The sequence below is a fragment of the Arthrobacter bambusae genome (genome assembly GCF_022606295.1).
GTDB classification, from domain to species: domain Bacteria; phylum Actinomycetota; class Actinomycetes; order Actinomycetales; family Micrococcaceae; genus Arthrobacter; species Arthrobacter bambusae_A.
On record NZ_JAHHZS010000007.1, the window covers coordinates 22,829 to 39,943 of the forward strand.

Below are 17,115 nucleotides of genomic sequence, written 5' to 3' on the forward strand. Positions count from 1 at the left end.
CTGAACTGCTCCCCGTAAGTCAGAACTGAATTCTCAGTCCAACTTTCGGGGAGCAGTTCATCTTGAAGATGGCCCGCCGTCTGCACTCCTGTCCAGCAGGTGCTTTCTAGAAGTGGCCGGGCTGGTGGCGCGCCGATCCGGTTTTTGGATCGAGAATCAGCTCCCAGCTGGCTGGAATGAGCTTTCGCTGAGGATTTCCCGGAGCGGTTCGGTCCTGCGGAAGCGCCTGAGGACGTTGCCGGTGATCTTAGCGACGTTGTTGTCGTAGTTGTTGTGGGACAGTGCCGCGGTGTAGGCGATGGAGCCGACGGAGAAGAAGCCGCCTCCGCCGTCCAGCGCGCAGTACACGATGTCGGAACGGACTCCGGGTTGCTCTGTGGCTCCGATGCCGGGAATGGATTCGTAGACTTCTTCTGCGGCCAGGAGGTACGCGTCGGAAAGGGGCCCGGAGGTGGCGAGTACGAGGGTGCCGGGCGGTGAACCCAGTCCGGGCTGGTAGCAGTCGACCTCGGCGCCTGCGGCTCCGCCGCCCATGATGCCGAAATCGCCGATGTGTTCGTCTTCGCCGATTCCCTGGAAGATGAACCCGGCGGCCGGTGAGTGGCTGTCCTCGAGCCGCTCATAGTAGGTGCAACGGTCAAAGCCTTGAGCGGCGAATCCTACTCCTGCGAGCTTCTGGGGCGGCAGACCCTTGTTCCTCCAGATCCCGGCAAGTTCACCGGAAGTGGCGTGGCGCTTGTCTCCATACGGGGATTGGTGGGGGCGCGTGCCACCGTCCGAGCGTCGGAGTTCCATCAGATGTGGTTGTTCGGGGTCGAAGGAGATGGTGGCGTAGAAACCGTTGCCGCCCAGGTACATGAGTCTGCCGCCGTTGGATGTGAACTCCTCCAGCGCTGTGAGCTCGTTGCGCGTCACATACTCGGGATGGCTGCCGGTGATGACCACCTGGTAGTCGCGGAGCAGGTCGTAGCCTTCGCGGTCGAGGTCCTCATCGGTGATGGCATCGAAGTCGCAGTTCTCGACTTCGAGCCAGTGCACGATGCACAAGTCCGCTGGAAGCCCCCACACACCTTCTGCCTGGAACCATGCACGGTGTTTGGGCTGCAGGGTCAGGATGGGTTTGCGGACGCTGCCGAAGACGACCCCGGACCCGTCGTTGTGGATCTCATAGCAGGAGCGCCCGAATTCGGGATGGTCCTGGAGCGTGAGGTCTTCGCGGTCGAGAATGGGGGTGCGGCTGACGATAATTTCGGCGCCGTCTGCTTCGAAGGCAATCCGGTCGTTGGCGTAGGCCAGATACGTGGCGGTAGAGAAGAGCACGGCGACGTCGTTTTTCTTTTGGCCTGCCCGGACGAAGAAGGGAAGGTACTGCTCTGCTCCGTCCGCGGTGAGTTTGGCTGCGTACACTCCGCTGGGCAGGTCCGAGGGAACGTTCAGGGTGAACGCGGCCGGCCAGCCGGCGTCGGTGATGTCGTCATCGTGGAAGTGGATCGCATCGTATTCATCGGGAACCAGCCGGAAGTCGTCGATGAGACCTGTGAACGAATGGCCCGCTACGGCGCGGGTGGGTGCGTTGTGGCATCTGCCGTGGAGCTGGTTTGTGGATTGGTCGAGTACGTCCCACAGGAGCAGTCCGTCCTCGCGGCGGCTGCGCCCAAAGTGCCAGTCAGCGATGGTGTCGGTCGTGCCCGGGGTGGAGCGCTGGATCGAGACGCCGCCGATCTTGCCGTTGAAGCCGTTGGCCGCGAGCCATCGTTCCCCGTCCGACCGGGCGCCGGCACCGATGCGGAAAGGAGCGTCCGCGACTGCGGCTGCGGACGGTCGGGCGGCCACGACTTTTTCTTCGGGCTCCAGGGGCAGCGCCTGGTCGGTGTACCGGTTCATGATGTTGGACAGCGGAGCCTGGATGAGGCGGATGCGGCCGGCCGCCGCGTCGACTTCGACGTGGAGCGTGTACCAGTGATGGCCTTCCAAGGGGCTGTCCAGTGAAACGGACTTTACGGCCCCTTGTTCGCTCCAGATGAAGGTGGGTCGCCCGGCATCCAGGACGAGCGCGTAACCGGTAGCGGATTCCTCTGCCCAGTTTCCCAAGATGACCTGCCGGTCGTTTCCGCCCCCGAACGAGTTCTGGGTGACGTGGTAGGCGCCGAAGTTCCCGGAGCGCGAGCTCAAGGGCAGGGTGGGGTATACCTTGGCCCGGATGACCAGTCCCTCCGGGCTGGTCAGCAGTGAGGAAGGGTCGGGTATCTCGACGTAGGATCCTGGCTGGCAGGCGTACGTCGTCCCCTTTTTTTCACCATCGATTTCTGAACGGACCGGTGCTTCGAGGAATCCCGGTCCGGCTTCGCCGGTGAACCCGTGGCGTAGCCGGACCAGCGACGCCTGGTAGGCGGAGGCTCCTTCGCAGCTGACGTGGAAGGAGAGGCTCTCTCCGGGGCGGGCAGCGAAGCGGTCGGTGTAGCCGAAGATTTTCGGTTCGGGCCGGGTCTCTGGTTTGGGTGCTGCGGTCATTTTGTTTAGCTCTCCAAAAAATTCTTGCGGCGCAGCGAGAACACTCGGCGCAGCGCGTCTTCGTAACTGTGGAATGTTCCCGGCAGGAGGAGGAGATTTCCTGGTGCTCCGAGGGTGATCCTGCCGATGCCCCACGGCCCGTTGGGGCCAAGGTTCAGGATGATCTCCTTGCCGTTGGCGGAGGCATTCCCGAGTGCCCGCACGACGCGGGCTGTCTTGTCGTCGTGGGGGCCTAATGGGCAGCGGTCGTAGGCGGCTGTTACGTCACCTGTAAAGTCGCGACGGAGCCGGGATGAGAAACGTTCCTCGAAAATGCTCATGAGCTCGGATGAGCGGTCCGCGCTGGTACGCATCACTTCGCCCCGGTTCGGCCACGGTGGAAGTAGCCAGGCTTTGGACTGGTCCGCGGAGTCATGTAAGGGTCTCGCTTTCGTTGTTGAGGTGGTGCCGGTCGTGCGACGGGCTGGCTGGCAGGGAGACAGCCTGCTTGCGTTGACCGTGCCCAGACGTTTGTTGGCTATAACTTCCACGGTATGACCGGGCTGGCTGTGGAGGTATCGGTAGTTGTACGTACCGGTCGGGTCGCTCACGGAGTTGGTTTAGGTGGTGGCCCGGCCGTGGAGTTTCACGGACATTGATGTAGCCGAAGCACCCTCTCACGGACCCAGCCGTGGATTGGCCCCGCTGAACCCGGTGTCCGCGAGCTGTACCGGATCACCGGTTCTGGCTTGAGAGTCAGAACCGGTGATCCTTCCCCAGAAGGCGGCTGCAGGGTTGGTCTCGGCGGGGATTTAGAGGCCGTCTTCCGTTTCAAGCGTGCGGCCGGACCGTTTCAGAACGAGTGCGACGACGGTGCCGATGGCCAGCCATGAGATGCCGATGATTTTGGCCAGGATGTTGGTGCTGTAGAGCGCGTATCCGAGCACGACAATGCCGAGCACGGGAGAGATCCAGTGGATGAAGTACTTCCTGCTGGACTGACGTACGCCGAAGTGGATAATGACGCTGATGTGAAGCAGGATGTAGGCCGTGAGGGCGCCGAAGGTGACCATGGTGACGATGACATCGATCTGTCCCACTCCCAGCACTCCGATGATGGTGGTGAGGATCGTCACTACGATCATGGCCGCTGTCGGGACCTGGTGCTTTTTACTCACGACGGCCAGACGGCGGGGCAGCTGGCCGTCACGGGCCATTGCGAAGATCATCTTCGATGTGGTGGCGTGGGAAACCAGGACGTTGGCGAACAGTGCGATCATGGCTGTGATCAGGGTGAAGACGATCTTGAACCAGGGGGCCACTACGGTTTCGGCGATGTAGTAGAAGGCGTTGTTCACCGCGTCGCCGTCGGCGAATGGCGTGTTGTTGGGGACAAACAGGGCCGCCAAATAGACCTGTGCGACGAATAACGCGATCACGAGCCACAGGACGATCATGGTTGCTTTCGACACGGTTTTTCCGCCGCCCTTGGCTTCCTCGTTGAGCGTCGAAATCGCGTCGAAGCCGATGTAGCTCAGGGCAGCGACCGGGATGGCCGTGAAAACGAGGTCCCAGGAGAAGAATTCAGGTTGGTAGAACGGGGCAAGGCTGAACTGCGCCCGCCCTTGGGCGATCGCGACCAAGGCCCCGCCGACGAAAACGATGAGCGCCGCGCCCTGGATGATCAGGAAGATCATGTTCATCCGGGCCGTGACAACGATGCCGCGGAGATTGATAAAGGCCACCACAACGAGGAAACCTATGACCCAGATCCAGCCCGGAACATCGGGCATGAGCGCTGCCATGGCGGACGCTGCGAGAATCAACAGCAGCGCCGGCAGGAGCAGGTAGTCCAGGAGGATGGCCCACCCCGACAGGAACCCCACGAACTTCGTGGTACCTAGGCGGACATACGAATATACGGACCCGGCAACGGGGTACTCCTTGGCCATTTCCTTGTAGCTGACGGCGCTGAAGTACATGGCAATTCCGGCAACGAGGTAGACCAGCGCGGCCATGCCGTGGGAGAAATTGAAGATGGTACCGAACACGGCCACCGGGGCCAGCGGGACCATGAAGATGAGGCCGTAAACGACGACATCGGTCAAGGTCATGGTGCGGTTGAGCTCTTGCTTGTAGCCGAGCGCCCCTAGTTTTTGCTCTTCGACGTCGTTGACTCCGGCGTCGTCGGGCGACGTAGCAATACTTTCGCTTTTCATGGGCTATCTGTGCCTCTCGGAAGAATCCTAGACTTGGGCTGTGGATTCCGTAAGTGGATCTGGGTTAGTTGGATGAGCGGTTGGTGGGTGCTCAATGATGCGACTTGGCCTCGTGGGCGGAACTCAATCGGGTGCGGCCCCCGTGCCGTCTGCCCTGTGCAACGTCGGTTGTCTCGGCGGCGAGACGACAAACGGGACATATTCCTCGGTATTCGCGGCGCGTATCCGCACGGCATAGAACCCGCTTTCCAGGGATTCCGGGACTGCGAGGGTGATCTGCGACTGCCATCTCTCGGGATCAGGCTGCCTGTCCAGCAGACGGATGGCGCCGTACCTTTCCGGCGCGGTCCTGAAGTTTTCGATCGCGTTGCCAAGATGCCCCTGGACCGCCCTCAGCGGTGCATTCACGCAGCGGGCGTCAAAAGAACCGGTGATGTCGGGCACTTCATCGGGGTGGATGCCGTCGTCGGAAAGCCCTTGGGAGAAATCCCATGCCGCAAGTAGGGCAGGAGAGTCCAAGCGCCGGGCGTGCAGCCCCGGCAGATCCGAGGCACTTGTTGCGTTCGCGATGGCGTAGGGGGATTCAATCGTTCCCCTGAAGGATTCTTCGGCAGCCGTCCAGTGTGAAGTGAGCTTGGCGCTGGCGCCGATCATGATCGGCGCGGGCGTTAGCTGCGCGAGTCTGCAATGATCAGTTGTTGTCCGGGTTTTGCGGGCTCTCGGGGACGCTATACGTCGGGACCCCACGCCCGCGGAGCATGGTTTCTGAGACAGGGCCCCGAGACCTGATGCGAGGTCGTAGGTCGCGGCCACTTCGTACCAGATGCCCGGCTGGAGAGGTTCGGGGATGCTGAGCTCCATCCTGGCCTCGCCGTGGCCGGCCAAAAGCGTCAGCTTTCCCTTCTGAAGGAATATTCCGAATCCCGCGCCCATGCTTGTGTCCCACGCGGTGAGAACCGCTTGCCGGGCGGCCGTCGGCGCGTCGGAGCGTATGAAAGCCCCGAAGGTAACGCCAGCAGCCCCGCTGAAGACATTTTCGCTGCCTGGCACTTCCAGGTAGGGGTGGCGGCAAATTCCATGCCGGCGGCGTTCATATCGTGCATTGATACTGCTGCGCACCGCAGTTCCTCCCAGCTCCGGATTCGCTTCTTCGCCTCGGCTGCCTTTGAGACGCAGCAGTTGCGTCTCAAAACTGGATGCGCCCCGGCAAGTGATGGTGAAACAGATGCCCGCCGACGGGCTGACAGTGAACCGGTCCGCCTGCCCGTGAAGCTCAGGAGCGGCCATCGCTCAGGTCCTTCGTTCCGGCCTTGCCGCCGCACGAGGCGGGTCGGATTCGCTGATCGAGTAGGCAACTGTGCCCGCACGCCATGATGGATTCACCGGGTTTTGGCTCAATGCTTTTCACTTTGTGCTCTTTCACGACCGATACAAGGCTCACCGCTTTGTGTAATCAAGCCTATGAATGCGGCCGCGCCTGCAGTATCGGTATTTATACGTACTGCCGAGCAACCGGGCGGACGAAGGCATGGAAATCACGGGGGCCGTTCAGATGTTGGAACCCGGGCATGAGCGACCCGGATCGTGAGCCGTATAATTAAGCCGCATACCCGGAGGACACGTTCCTCCTGTCTTGGAGGCCTTGATGGTCAGCGGAAAGTCCCGGATTCTACTCAAGGCGGCTTTTGCTGCCGGTGCGGCGCAATATCACCTTGACGGTGCTGACCAGATCCTGCACATCCTGGCCGATGGCACCAGGCATGACGCTGCGGCGTTGCTCTTCTGGGACCCAGTCCAAGCCCGGCATGATGTCTTGGCAAATGATGGCTACCAGCCGGAAACCCTGGCCGCGTTGGGCGACCCTTACGCTGCAACCAAGGCACATCGGAAGCTGTTGAAACTGCATCGACCGTTGCGCATTGATGACTTGAAGTACGACTACCGGGAAACCCGTCTGTATCAGACCGCGCTGGCACCGGCAGGCTTTTCCGATGGGATGAGCACGTGCCTGATTTCCGACGATGGCCAATACTCGGGAATGCTCCATCTCTCGGCCGCTCATTTCCACAACTTCGACGATGATGCCCGGGACCTCATCGGCGCTCTCTCACCGATCGTCGCTGAGCTGTGCCGACGTCAAACCGCGGGTTACCCCACGCTCCGGCTTCGGGAAGATTGCAAAGCCGCCCTCTTCGACGGAGAGGACGATCCCCGCCCCGTCATCTCCAGGGCCATGAGCAGCGTGGTCTTCCGGCCGCATTTCCGCGAATTCGTCGCCCGGTTCCTCGCAGGCGACGCAGCTTCCGTCTCAGGGCTGTGGGCCACGGACAACGGCACGGTCGCGCTGGAAATCACCCGCACGGCCGCGGCATGGGCAGGACACCGTGACGTTGCCCTGATCGTTGAAACACCGATGGAACTTCCGTTCGGACTGACCACGAGGGAAGCGGAGGTCATCGATCGGATAACGGCGGGGCGCTCAAATCAGCAGATTGCCTCCGAACTCGGTATTTCCATCCGCACCGTCACAACACACGTGGAGAACATCCTCGTCAAGATGGCACAGGAATCCCGCTCGGGTGTGGCCTCGGTGGCCATCGGTGCGGGCCTGCGTCGGCTCGACCTAAGGTAGCGACCGTCGTTGCGGAGGCGCAACGCAGTCAGGCCCTTCACGGACCTTGGAACAGGATCGGGCGCCAAGGGTTCGTCGTCCGGGCCTGCATTCCAAGATATGGACTGACGTGCCAGTTGTTTTGTCTTGTAAGTCTTGCGTTTTGAGACGGAGGGGTTACTAGACACGTCAATCGGACTTCTGACCCTGCAAGACCAAGAACTAATTACTGACTTTGAGAGAACCAGACCCGCCTGGCTACCAACCACCATCTCCAAGTAGGCGGACCAGGAAAGCCGCGCGGGCTTCCACAGATTCCTCGGTGTGTATAGCCCCACACTCTTGGGCCGGGAGGCGTGCAGTCGGTCGCAGCACGAAACCTGAAAGTCAGGCGCCGCCTCCCGGGCCAAATCACCTTCCAAGGACAGGTTGCAGGTCCACATGTCACTCGAGAAGGACTCATTGCTGGCGATCGCGATGGAGTTCTTTTCCTCCACTCGGTGAGGACCGGGAACAGCAGTTCGGCGCGGCGGAGGTAGTGACTGCAGGGCAGCGGCAAGGCGTTCAAACCCACGCGCGCCAGGGGACTCTCTATTTCAGGCGCGTGCCCTGGCCGGCAAGCTGGGCCGCCGTCGTCCACCCGCCGCGTTGATTGGGTGGGTCTGAAACCATCCGGCGGTTGGGCAGCCATGGTCAGGCGAGGGTGATGAGCCTGAGCGAAGTGACCTTTGCTGTTCCTCCGGTGGTGTACAGCGATACGCCGGTGCTGGAGGGGTCTGGGAAGACCAGTTCGGTGAGGGTGATTTCTCCGTCTTGGGCGAAGATCTCCACAGAGCAGTGGTCAACGAAAATGCGCAGGTTATACGCTCCATCCACGGCACGCAGGGGCGCGGTGTCGATCGATGCGAAGGCGCTGTGGAACGCCGTGTTGCCCGAGACCGTTCGATCCACGAGCAGTCTGCCGTCACCCGGACGGATGCCGATCCTTATACCTTCGTTGCCGTTGCCGCGGATCACGAGGCCAAATTCCTCTGCGGAACCGGGCACAAACGTTACCTCGATGAGTTGCACGGAGCCCCCGCCTGCCACGGAACGGATGCCATCGACGTCCAGCTCTGTGTAGGCAACTGTGCGGGTAAGCGCTGCGGGGTCAATCACGGCCTGCTGGGTGAGGTGCGGTGCCCCTTCAGAGGTGACGAGCGAGACCTCGCGTACAAGCGACATGGGGCTTCGCCACGGGGAGGTTGGAATGTCGTTGCCGTACTGCCAGTTGTTCATCCAGGCCATCGTGAGCCGGCGACCGTCCGGAACGTTGCTGAAGGACACAGCCGCGTAGTAGTCCCGGCCCCAGTCGAGCCAAAGATACTCGGCCATGTGCGCCGGATCCTGGTCGCCTCCAGTGACCGTGGTTTCGGACCTGAACGTCACGCCGTCAAAGTCTCCCACGAAGTACTGTCCAGCAGATCCTCCGTTCGGCCCGCCGGGATTGAGGTTAACGGTCAGCACCCATCTGATCAGGTCCTCGTTCCCGTCAAGTGGCAGAGGAAACAGGTCAGGACATTCCCAGACTCCGCCAGTAGCGTTGGCCGGCCCAAAACTGCTGAGGTAGTCCCAGCTCTTCAGGTCATCCGAACGGTACATCACGACCGTGAAATCCAGTGCCTCGACAGCGACCATTACCCAATAGGCGCCGGCCGGGCCGTTGTAGCGGAACACCTTCGGGTCGCGGAAGTTCGCGGAATTGCGGTTCAGGACCGGGTTTCCGTGGTACTTGGACCAGGTGTAGCCGCCGTCCGTGCTCCACGCGAGTGACTGGGCCTGGATCCCGGCGTGCTGTGAGTTCTCCTTGTAGGCACTTGTGTAGATGGCGACCAGGGGTGCAGCAGTTCCGTCGCCGAAGCCGCTGGTGTTGTGCTGGTCGTAAACGACGCTGCCGGAGAAGATGTCCTCGTATTCGTCGCAGGCAATAGCGACGGGTTGCTCTGTCCACGTGATGAGGTTCGTGGAGGTGGCGTGCCCCCAGGACATGTTTCCCCAGACATTCCCAAAGGGGTTGTTCTGGTAGTAGAGGTGGTAATTACCCTCGTAGTAGATGAGGCCGTTGGGGTCATTGAGCCAGGTGTCCTTGCTGGCGTAATGCATCGCCGGCCGGAAAGCCTCACGTGTGGGCGCGGTTACCGCAGTCATGAATCAAAGTCTCGTTTCATTTCGTCTTCCTGAGGAAGGGTGGGTGCGGCCATCCAGCCGGCGAACGGTGCGGGGCGCTGTTCGGCGGCTGGACGGATGCTGGGGTTGGCAGTTGCTCTTGTATAGGTCGTACGTCTGCTTCGCGGCGGGATGCCCGCGGCCGTGAGCTGGATGTCTTAGGTGATTGAGCGATTTGGTGATGACTCCAAAGGCGGGAGAGGTCGGATCCTGAGTTAGGGGAAGAGGTTCCGAGCTTCTCCAAAGATCTCAGCCATGGTCCAGGCATCGAAGGAGAGCAGCCTCACGGTACCTTCGGCGGTCAGGCTCACGTGCTCGCCGGCCAGGGTCGGGTAAACGCGGGCGGTGAGCGGCTTGCCGTTGGCGAAAATTTCGACGGCGGACCGGTCCACCAGGACGCGCAGGTGCACCCGGCCGTCGGGCATCGGGAGTGGTCCGGCCTTGTCGTCGACATCAACGGTTGGATCGAGGCTGCTCTGAGTACGGTCGAGGCGGAGTGTGCCTTGGCTGCCGCCTTCAGTGGTCCGGCGCAGCTCGATCACTGTTTCCTCCTTGGAACTGCCGGAGACACCATTGTCAGCTGATCCCAGCAAGCCCAGCCGCAGCACGGCACCAGGCTCGAGCTGCAAATCCAGTTCGAGGTCCAGTTGGTTGCCGGACACCCCGGTCGGCACAGGTGCCCCGGGCACCAATTCCTGTACCGGCAGGCCGACGTGGTCCCGGCGCAGCTTCTCGATTTCAGGCACGGGCGCGAACACCAGGGATCCGTCGTCGGCCAGGGTGGTGACGCGCGGCAAACTCATGACGCCCGACCACCCGGCCTCGATCATCGCGGCATTGCTGCGGCCTTCCTGAAGCCAGCCAAACATGATGCGTCGGCCGGACTGATCCTGGAAGGACTGTGGCGCGTAGAAGAACCGTCCTCCGTAGTCGAGCCGATGCAGCCCGGTCGGCTCGAAGGTGTTTTCCGAATAGCGGCCGGTCCAGTACAGCGGGTGTCTGGTGTCGCCGTTGTCCCATGCGGAAAAGACCAGCACGTCGGGCGCGTCGCCAGAAGTAGGAACCGTACCCAACGAGCCCCCGCCTGCCCGGAACAGGTCAACGCATTCCCACATGGTCCCGGTCCAGTCGGTTTCGGCAGGATCGCCCTGGGAGGCGTCGCCGATGAACAGGGGCCCGACGTATTCCCAGGAGCGCAGGTCGCGGGACTCGTACAGGAACGCAGTTCCGCCGCGCCCACGGATGCCCGATCCCACCAACTGCCGCCAGATGGAACCCTCGCGCCAGACGCAGTGATCGCGATACGCCGTGATGTCCACGCCGGCCGGTGGAGCTGCGATGACCGGGTTCTGAGGAATTTTGCTCCAGCTCAGGAGGTCTGCGGATCCGACGGCAACGCAGGGCAACTCCTGCTCGCCCAGCCGTCCCGAGTACACCAACGTGGGTGTTCCGCCGTCGTTCACCAACACCCCCGACCAGCAGCCGTCGGCGTCCGGACCTGCGGAAGGTTCCAGTGCCACCGGCTGGTCCGTCCAGCGGACGAGGTCGGTGCTGGTGGCGTGGCCCCACTGGATGCGGTGGTGGAAGGCGCCTTCGGGGTTGTACTGGTAGAAGAGGTGATAGGTGCCGTTCCACTGGCTCACGCCGTTGGGGTCGTTCAGCCAACCGGCCGGGGACACGAAATGGAAGCGCGGCCGAAGGGGGTCCGCATCGGCGCGGGCAATCAGTTCGTCCTGGGGAACGGTGCCGAGTGGGTGCGTCGATTCAGTCATGCGGAGGCCTTGTTATCGGTAGGTTCAGTTGCCAGGGCGTGGCCGCCGGCTCCAGCCTGCGGGCGGTAGAGGTGGCAGCGCACCCAGTGGCGGTTTTCGGGGTCGCCCACACCGTGGCGAACGGGTTCCTCGGCCGAGCAGGCCTGGTTTGGGTCGCCGTCGAAAGCGCAGCTGGTCGAAGCCATCACAGCCTGCCGCAGCTCGGCCCGGCGGACGGGATCGTAGGAGCCCGCCCTGGCCGGATCCGGGACGGCTGAGACCAGCAGTTGCGTGTACGGGTGGGCCGCATTGGCCAGGAGGTCCAAGGACTCGCCCTCTTCAACGAGCTCACCGGCGAACATGACGGCCGTCCGATCCGCTAGGTATCGGGCCGAAGCGAGGTCGTGTGTGATGTAGAGCATGGAGATTCCCTGCTCATCGCGGAGTTTGCGCATCAGGTTCAGAACACCGATGCGGACCGAAACATCCAGCATGGAGGTGGGTTCGTCAGCGAGGATGACCTGTGGTTCCACGGCGAGGGCCCGGGCGATCGCGACTCGCTGGCGCTGCCCGCCGGAGAGCTCGTGCGGGTAGGAGTTCAGCATGTCGGCCTGCAGGCCTACGGTAGTCATAAGCTCCTCGAGTCGCTGCCGTGTCTCTGTCTCGGAGCTGCCGCCCTTCCGGTGGATCGCCAGCGACCTCCGCAGGAAATGCTCCACCCTGTGGGCAGGATTCAGCGAGCCGAAGGGATCCTGGAAGACCATCTGCAGTTGGGAGCGGAAGGCGCGCGATGCCTGGAAGCGGTCGCGCTTGAGGACGTCGACGCCGTCGATCAGGATCTCCCCGGCGCTCGGTCGTTCCAGCCGGGCAACGCAGCGGGCCAGGGTGCTCTTACCCGACCCGGACTCTCCCACGAGGGCCACGATTTCTCCGCGGCCAATGGCCAGGTCTACGCCGTGCAGGGCCCGGACGGACTCCCGGGAGAACAAACCACCTAGAGGGAAAGACTTTCCTAGTCCGCGGACCTCGAGGGCCGCAGCTTCTGTGTCGGCGGAGGGGCGCCGGGATGACAGCACAGCGTGGCTCATCGTGCGGCTCCTTCCATGATGGCGGTGTCAGCCGCTGAAGCGTCGGCACTGACAGGTGCCACGAAATGGCCGGGTGCTGCTTCGGTGAGGTCGGGGATGTTCCGGAACTTCACGCCGTCGGGCAGTCCGGTCAGCGGAACCCGCGGACCGGTGAGCGGTGGGAACGCACCCATGAGGGCCTGAGTGTAGGGGTGGCGGGGGTTGGCGTAGACGTCCTGGGCTTTCGCGGTCTCCACGATCCGGCCTCCGTACATCACGGCCATGCGGTGCGAGAGCTCCACCATGAGGGACATGTCGTGGGTGATGAAGAGGACGGAGAATCCCAGTTCGCGTTGGAGTTCCTTGATTTGGGCCATGATTTCCTGCTGGACCACCACGTCCAGGGCCGTGGTGGGTTCGTCGAGGATCAGCAGCGACGGCTTGAGCGCTACGGCCATCGCGATCACCGCACGCTGGCGCATGCCGCCCGAAAGCTGGTGCGGGTAGGACTTGAGTCGAGCGGGGTCGATCCTGACAAGTTCCAGCAGCTGGCCCGCGCGTCGGAGGGATTCCTTGCGGGAGTAGCCGGCGTGTGTGGTGAAGATGTCCACGATCTGCTCGCCGATGGTGAGCACAGGGTTGAGCGAGTTCATGGCCGATTGGAAGACCATAGCGACGTCCTGCCAGCGGAAGCCCCGCAGTTCCTCCGGGCTCATGGCCAGGACATCCTTGCCGCCGAAGGAGATGCTGCCGCCGGCGATCTTCGCGGGATCCTTCAGGAGGCGCATGATCGAGTTGGCGATGGTGGACTTTCCACAGCCGGACTCGCCCGCCAGCCCGAACACTTCACCGGTGCCGATGCTGAAGGAAACACGGTCGACGGCGGTGGTGGAGCGGGTGTCGCCGATGTACTTGACGCTGAGGTTCTTGACGTCCAGGACGGGCTCATGGGAGCCGAAGGAAACTTGTGAGACTGTCACTTGCCGGCGCTCCTTTCGGTATTCTTTGGGGTTTTGATCTTCCGTAGCCGCGGATTAGTGACTTCGTCCACGGCATAGTTGATGAGGGCCAGTGCGAACGCGACCAGCGCGATGCAGACACCCGAGGGAACGAAGACCCACCAGCTGCCGGTCAGGAGGGCGCCCTCGTTGCCGGCCCAGAAGAGGTTGTTGCCCCAGGAAACGGTGCTCACGTCGCCCAGGCCAAGGAACTCCAGGCCTGCTTGGGCGCCGATGCCGTAGATCACGCAGCCGAGCAGGGTTCCCATGACGATCGAGGCCATGTTCGGGAGGATTTCCCGGAACATGATCCGGCCCGCCCGTTCGCCGGACACCACGGCCGCGGCCACGAAGTCCTTTGAGCGGATGGACAACGCCTGGGAGCGCAGTACACGTGCCGAACCAGCCCAGCCGGTGACCACGAGGACCAGGATCACGGTTCCCAAACCCGGCGGCAGGAACGCGGCCAGGATGACAAGGAGCGGGAGTCCGGGCAGGAGCAGGAAGACGTTGGTCACCAGGGACAGTGCTTCGTCAATGAACTTGCCGAAGTACGCCGACGCCAGGCCCACCAAAATGCCGATGAAGGTGGATGCGAAGCCCACAGTCAACCCGACGAACAGGGAACTGCGGGAGCCATGGACAGTCAGGGCAAGCACATCCTGACCTTTGGCCGTGGTGCCGAGCCAGTGCTCGGGAGACGGTTCCAGCGAGGCCATCGCGGTGATCCGCGATGGGTCTCCGGGGAACAGCACGGGGGCCAGCAACGCGAGCGCGATGAACACGAGCATCACGATCATGCCCACCAGGGCCTTCTTGTTGGTGATAAGTCCGTGGACGAAACTGCGGTTGGGCTTGCGGGCAGCTGTGGGCTCAGTGGGCTGCTTGAGAATTGCGGTTGTCATGATGGGTCCCTCAGTTGCTGCGCACACGCGGGTCGAGGCGGACGTAGAGGATGTCCACCAGGAAGTTCGCCAGCAGCACAGCGGCGGTGATGGTCAGGAACAGGCCCTGCATAAGCGGGTAGTCGAGGCCTTGGACGGCGTTGAGGAGTTGGTAGCCGACGCCCGGATACGCGAACACCACCTCGGTGAGCATTGCACCACCCACCACGAAGCCCAGGCTCATGCCGAAGCTCGTGACCGACGGGAGCATCGCGTTGCGGGCGGCGTAGCGGAGCATGATGCGGCCCGGCCGGAGACCCTTGGCCTCGGCCATGGTGATGTAGTCCTCGGCGTTCGTGGCGATCATGGTGTTCCGCATGCCCAGCATCCAGCCGCCGATGGACACCAGGACGATCGTCAGCGCCGGGAGCACAAGGTGCGCGCCGACGTCGCCGATGAACTCCCAGGTGAAGGCGGGCTCCAGTCCATCCGTGAAGGCGTGGCGGATCGGGAACCAGCCCAGCACTACGCCGAACAGGTACAGGGCTCCCATGGCCAGCCAGAAGTACGGGAAGGATCCAATGAAGATCAGGAGCGGTGGCAGGGCGGAGTCGATCGCGCCGCCGCGTCGCCAGGCGGCCAGGATGCCGAGGAGATTGCCGATGATGGCGGCGAACACCAGGGCGGTTCCGCCCAGCAAAAGGGTCCAGCCGATCTGGCTGGCGATGACCTCGGTGACCGGGGTGGGGAAGCGCGAGATGGAGACACCCATCTGGCCGGTCAGGATGTTGTGCATGTAGTCGACGTACTGTTCCCAGAGCGGCCGCGTATCCACGCCGAGCATCTTGCGCAGGGCTTCGATCTGTTCGGGCTGCATCTTGCCCTGGGTACGGGCGAACATGCGTGAGACGGGGTCTCCCGGCATGAAGCGCGGGAGCAGGAAGTTCAGGGTGATGGAGGCCCAGAAGGCGATCAGGTAGAAACCCAGGCGGCGCAGGATGAAGCGCACGGTTGCTCCGTTCGGGAAAGGCGGGGTCCGGGACGACAGTGGTCCCGGGCGGGAAAGATGAGAAGGTTCTCGGCCGGTGGGAACCGGAATATGGCAACGGCAGCCACCGGCCGGGAACTGGTGCCGGCTACTTGCGTGGTTCCAGAGTGGTCAGGACCAGGACCGTGGTGGGGGAGCGGTCGGAGAGCGTTGCGTAGGGGTTGTCTTGAGTGGGCCATCCCGTGAAGTGAACGTCCGTGTAGTCGCCCCATTCGGGGCCGGAGAACAGTGGAACCGTCGGGGCCACCGCGTTGTATTCCGCCTGAAGCTGGCTCGCGATCTGCTTCTGTGCGGCTTCGTCGCCGGCAGCAGCGAACTGCTGCAGGAGATCATCGGCCTTTGGATCGCCGAAACGGTGGTAGTTCTCGGTGGCCTTGGCGCCCACCGGCTTGACGGTGGAGGTGCCCATGGTGGAGCTGAAGTACTTGAACGGGCTGGGGTCGTTCGCGCTCCAGACGATGCCGGTGTCGAACGTTCCCTGCTCGTAGCTGGAGACGACGGAGGCCCAGTCAGGGGAGTCAACCTTGGCGGTCACGCCGATGGCCTGGAGGTTCTGGGAGATCACGTTTGCTACGGAGAGCCAGTCGGAGGAGCTGGCGCCCACGGAGATCTTGAACTCGAAGGGCTTGCCGTCCTTGAGGGTGCGTTTGCCGTCCGCGCCCTTGGGGTAACCGGCTGCGTCGAGCATCTTGTTCGCTTCGTCGACGTTCAGCTTGGTCCAGGTGCAGTTGTTCGCCACATCGGCGTTCTTCCAGCTCGCGTAGTTGCCGGAGAGGCCTGTGCAGTCGGCCGGGGTGGCGTATCCGCTCATGCCGATCTTGGTGACCTGGTCACGGTCAACCGCCATGCTCAGGGCCTTGCGCACTGTCGCGTCGTTGAACGGCGCTTTGCTGGTGTTCAACTGCCAGTTGATCATGGCGCCCGTGGGCGGGAACCAGAAGTGGCGGTGGTCCTTGTCCTTTGCGATGAAGGTCTTCTCGATGTTCGGGATGAACTGGGTGGACCAGTCCACATCGCCGTTGACGCTGGCCAGGTTGGCGGCATCGTTTCCGGACATTGCCAGCATTTTGATGCCGGCGATCTTCTGCTTGTCAGGCTGCCAGTAGTTCGGGTTCTTCTTCAGCACGAAGGACTGGGACTGGAAGCTGTCCACCTGGGTGTAGGGGCCGGTTCCTACGGGGTTGGCGTTGGTGTCCTTCGCGGGATCGGCGATGGATGACCAGATGTGCTTGGGGATGATGGGGAGCTGCCCGATCTCATAGAGCGCGGGGGACCAGGGCTTGTTGAAGGTGAATGTCACCTTGTCGGTGCCCGACGGAGTGACGGAATCCAGGTACTCGAAGCCGCCCTTGAGCTTCTTCTGCAGCTGGAAGGTGTAGGCCACGTCATCGGCGACGAAAGGCTGCCCGTCGGACCACTTCACGCCCTCACGCAGGGTGAAGGTGACGGATTTGCCGTCCTTGGCAGCGTCCCAGGAGGCGCCCAGCCAGGGGACCGTGTTGCCTTTGGCCGGGTTGAAGACCATCAGGGGTTCGTAGATGGCCTGCTGGACCATGGGGTTCACAGTGGGGGCGAAGGGGTTGAAGTTACGGTCGAAGGTGCTCATGTCCTCACGCGGGATGGTCAGGAAGGCGTTCGCGTTGGCTCCGGCGTCGGTGCCGGCGGACTTGTTGACGGTGGCAGCGCAGCCAGTCAGCAGCATTGCACCCACAGCCAGTCCGGCCGCTGCAATGCGGGCAGACCTCAAGAATCGGGGTTGTGTCATGATGGGTATCTCTTTCCTATCTTCATCAGCAAGGTGAAGTGGTGGGTAAGGGTTTGCTCTTCGACATTGATTTCACG

At 62.7% G+C, this 17,115-nt stretch carries 12 protein-coding genes; 1 reads left to right on the plus strand and 11 read right to left on the minus strand.

Annotation, left to right across the window (positions count from 1 at the left end; all coding sequences use genetic code 11):
* Nucleotides 1-156: 156 nt before the first annotated feature.
* The 4 genes from KNN17_RS06615 to KNN17_RS06630 all read right to left on the minus strand — a co-directional run bounded on the left by KNN17_RS06615 (nucleotide 157) and on the right by KNN17_RS06630 (nucleotide 5,996).
* Nucleotides 157-2,511: a N,N-dimethylformamidase beta subunit family domain-containing protein gene (locus tag KNN17_RS06615; RefSeq protein ID WP_241708005.1), complete on the minus strand. Its 2,355-nt coding sequence runs from the start codon at nucleotides 2,509-2,511 to the stop codon at nucleotides 157-159.
* Nucleotides 2,512-2,516: 5 nt separating this feature from the next.
* Nucleotides 2,517-2,864 (minus strand): hypothetical protein, encoded by a 348-nt coding sequence (locus KNN17_RS06620; protein ID WP_241708006.1) that lies wholly within the window; start codon nucleotides 2,862-2,864, stop codon nucleotides 2,517-2,519.
* Between the two features lie 438 nt (nucleotides 2,865-3,302).
* Nucleotides 3,303-4,709 carry an APC family permease gene (locus KNN17_RS06625; protein ID WP_241708007.1) on the minus strand — a complete coding sequence of 469 codons (1,407 nt, stop codon included), beginning with the start codon at nucleotides 4,707-4,709 and terminating at the stop codon, nucleotides 3,303-3,305.
* 123 nt (nucleotides 4,710-4,832) lie between these two features.
* Nucleotides 4,833-5,996 carry a LamG domain-containing protein gene (locus KNN17_RS06630; protein ID WP_241708008.1) on the minus strand — a complete coding sequence of 388 codons (1,164 nt, stop codon included), beginning with the start codon at nucleotides 5,994-5,996 and terminating at the stop codon, nucleotides 4,833-4,835.
* A gap of 358 nt (nucleotides 5,997-6,354) precedes the next feature.
* Between KNN17_RS06630 and KNN17_RS06635 the strand changes: the two genes are divergently transcribed.
* Nucleotides 6,355-7,341, plus strand: a complete 987-nt coding sequence (locus tag KNN17_RS06635; RefSeq protein WP_241708009.1) for a response regulator transcription factor — start codon at nucleotides 6,355-6,357, stop codon at nucleotides 7,339-7,341.
* 672 nt (nucleotides 7,342-8,013) lie between these two features.
* Here the strand turns inward: KNN17_RS06635 and KNN17_RS06640 are convergent.
* From KNN17_RS06640 to KNN17_RS06670, 7 genes are all read right to left on the minus strand, one after another.
* Nucleotides 8,014-9,507 carry a glycoside hydrolase family 32 protein gene (locus tag KNN17_RS06640; RefSeq protein WP_241708010.1) on the minus strand — a complete coding sequence of 498 codons (1,494 nt, stop codon included), beginning with the start codon at nucleotides 9,505-9,507 and terminating at the stop codon, nucleotides 8,014-8,016.
* 233 nt (nucleotides 9,508-9,740) lie between these two features.
* On the minus strand, nucleotides 9,741-11,297 hold the full coding sequence (locus tag KNN17_RS06645) for a glycoside hydrolase family 32 protein (RefSeq protein ID WP_241708011.1): 1,557 nt from the start codon (nucleotides 11,295-11,297) through the stop codon (nucleotides 9,741-9,743).
* Entirely contained in the window at nucleotides 11,294-12,364 is a 1,071-nt protein-coding gene (locus KNN17_RS06650; protein ID WP_241708012.1) for an ATP-binding cassette domain-containing protein, read from the minus strand. Before KNN17_RS06650 ends, KNN17_RS06645 begins: the two co-directional genes overlap by 4 nt.
* Complete coding sequence (locus KNN17_RS06655) at nucleotides 12,361-13,323, minus strand: ABC transporter ATP-binding protein (protein WP_241708013.1); 963 nt, start codon at nucleotides 13,321-13,323, stop codon at nucleotides 12,361-12,363. The genes KNN17_RS06650 and KNN17_RS06655 overlap by 4 nt, the downstream gene beginning before the upstream one ends.
* Nucleotides 13,320-14,246, minus strand: coding sequence for an ABC transporter permease (locus KNN17_RS06660; RefSeq protein ID WP_241708014.1), 927 nt, complete (start codon nucleotides 14,244-14,246; stop codon nucleotides 13,320-13,322). Before KNN17_RS06660 ends, KNN17_RS06655 begins: the two co-directional genes overlap by 4 nt.
* A gap of 10 nt (nucleotides 14,247-14,256) precedes the next feature.
* Nucleotides 14,257-15,234: an ABC transporter permease gene (locus KNN17_RS06665; RefSeq protein WP_241708015.1), complete on the minus strand. Its 978-nt coding sequence runs from the start codon at nucleotides 15,232-15,234 to the stop codon at nucleotides 14,257-14,259.
* A 127-nt stretch (nucleotides 15,235-15,361) separates the two neighbouring features.
* On the minus strand, nucleotides 15,362-17,038 hold the full coding sequence (locus tag KNN17_RS06670) for an ABC transporter substrate-binding protein (RefSeq protein WP_241708016.1): 1,677 nt from the start codon (nucleotides 17,036-17,038) through the stop codon (nucleotides 15,362-15,364).
* Between the last annotated feature and the right edge of the window lie 77 nt (nucleotides 17,039-17,115).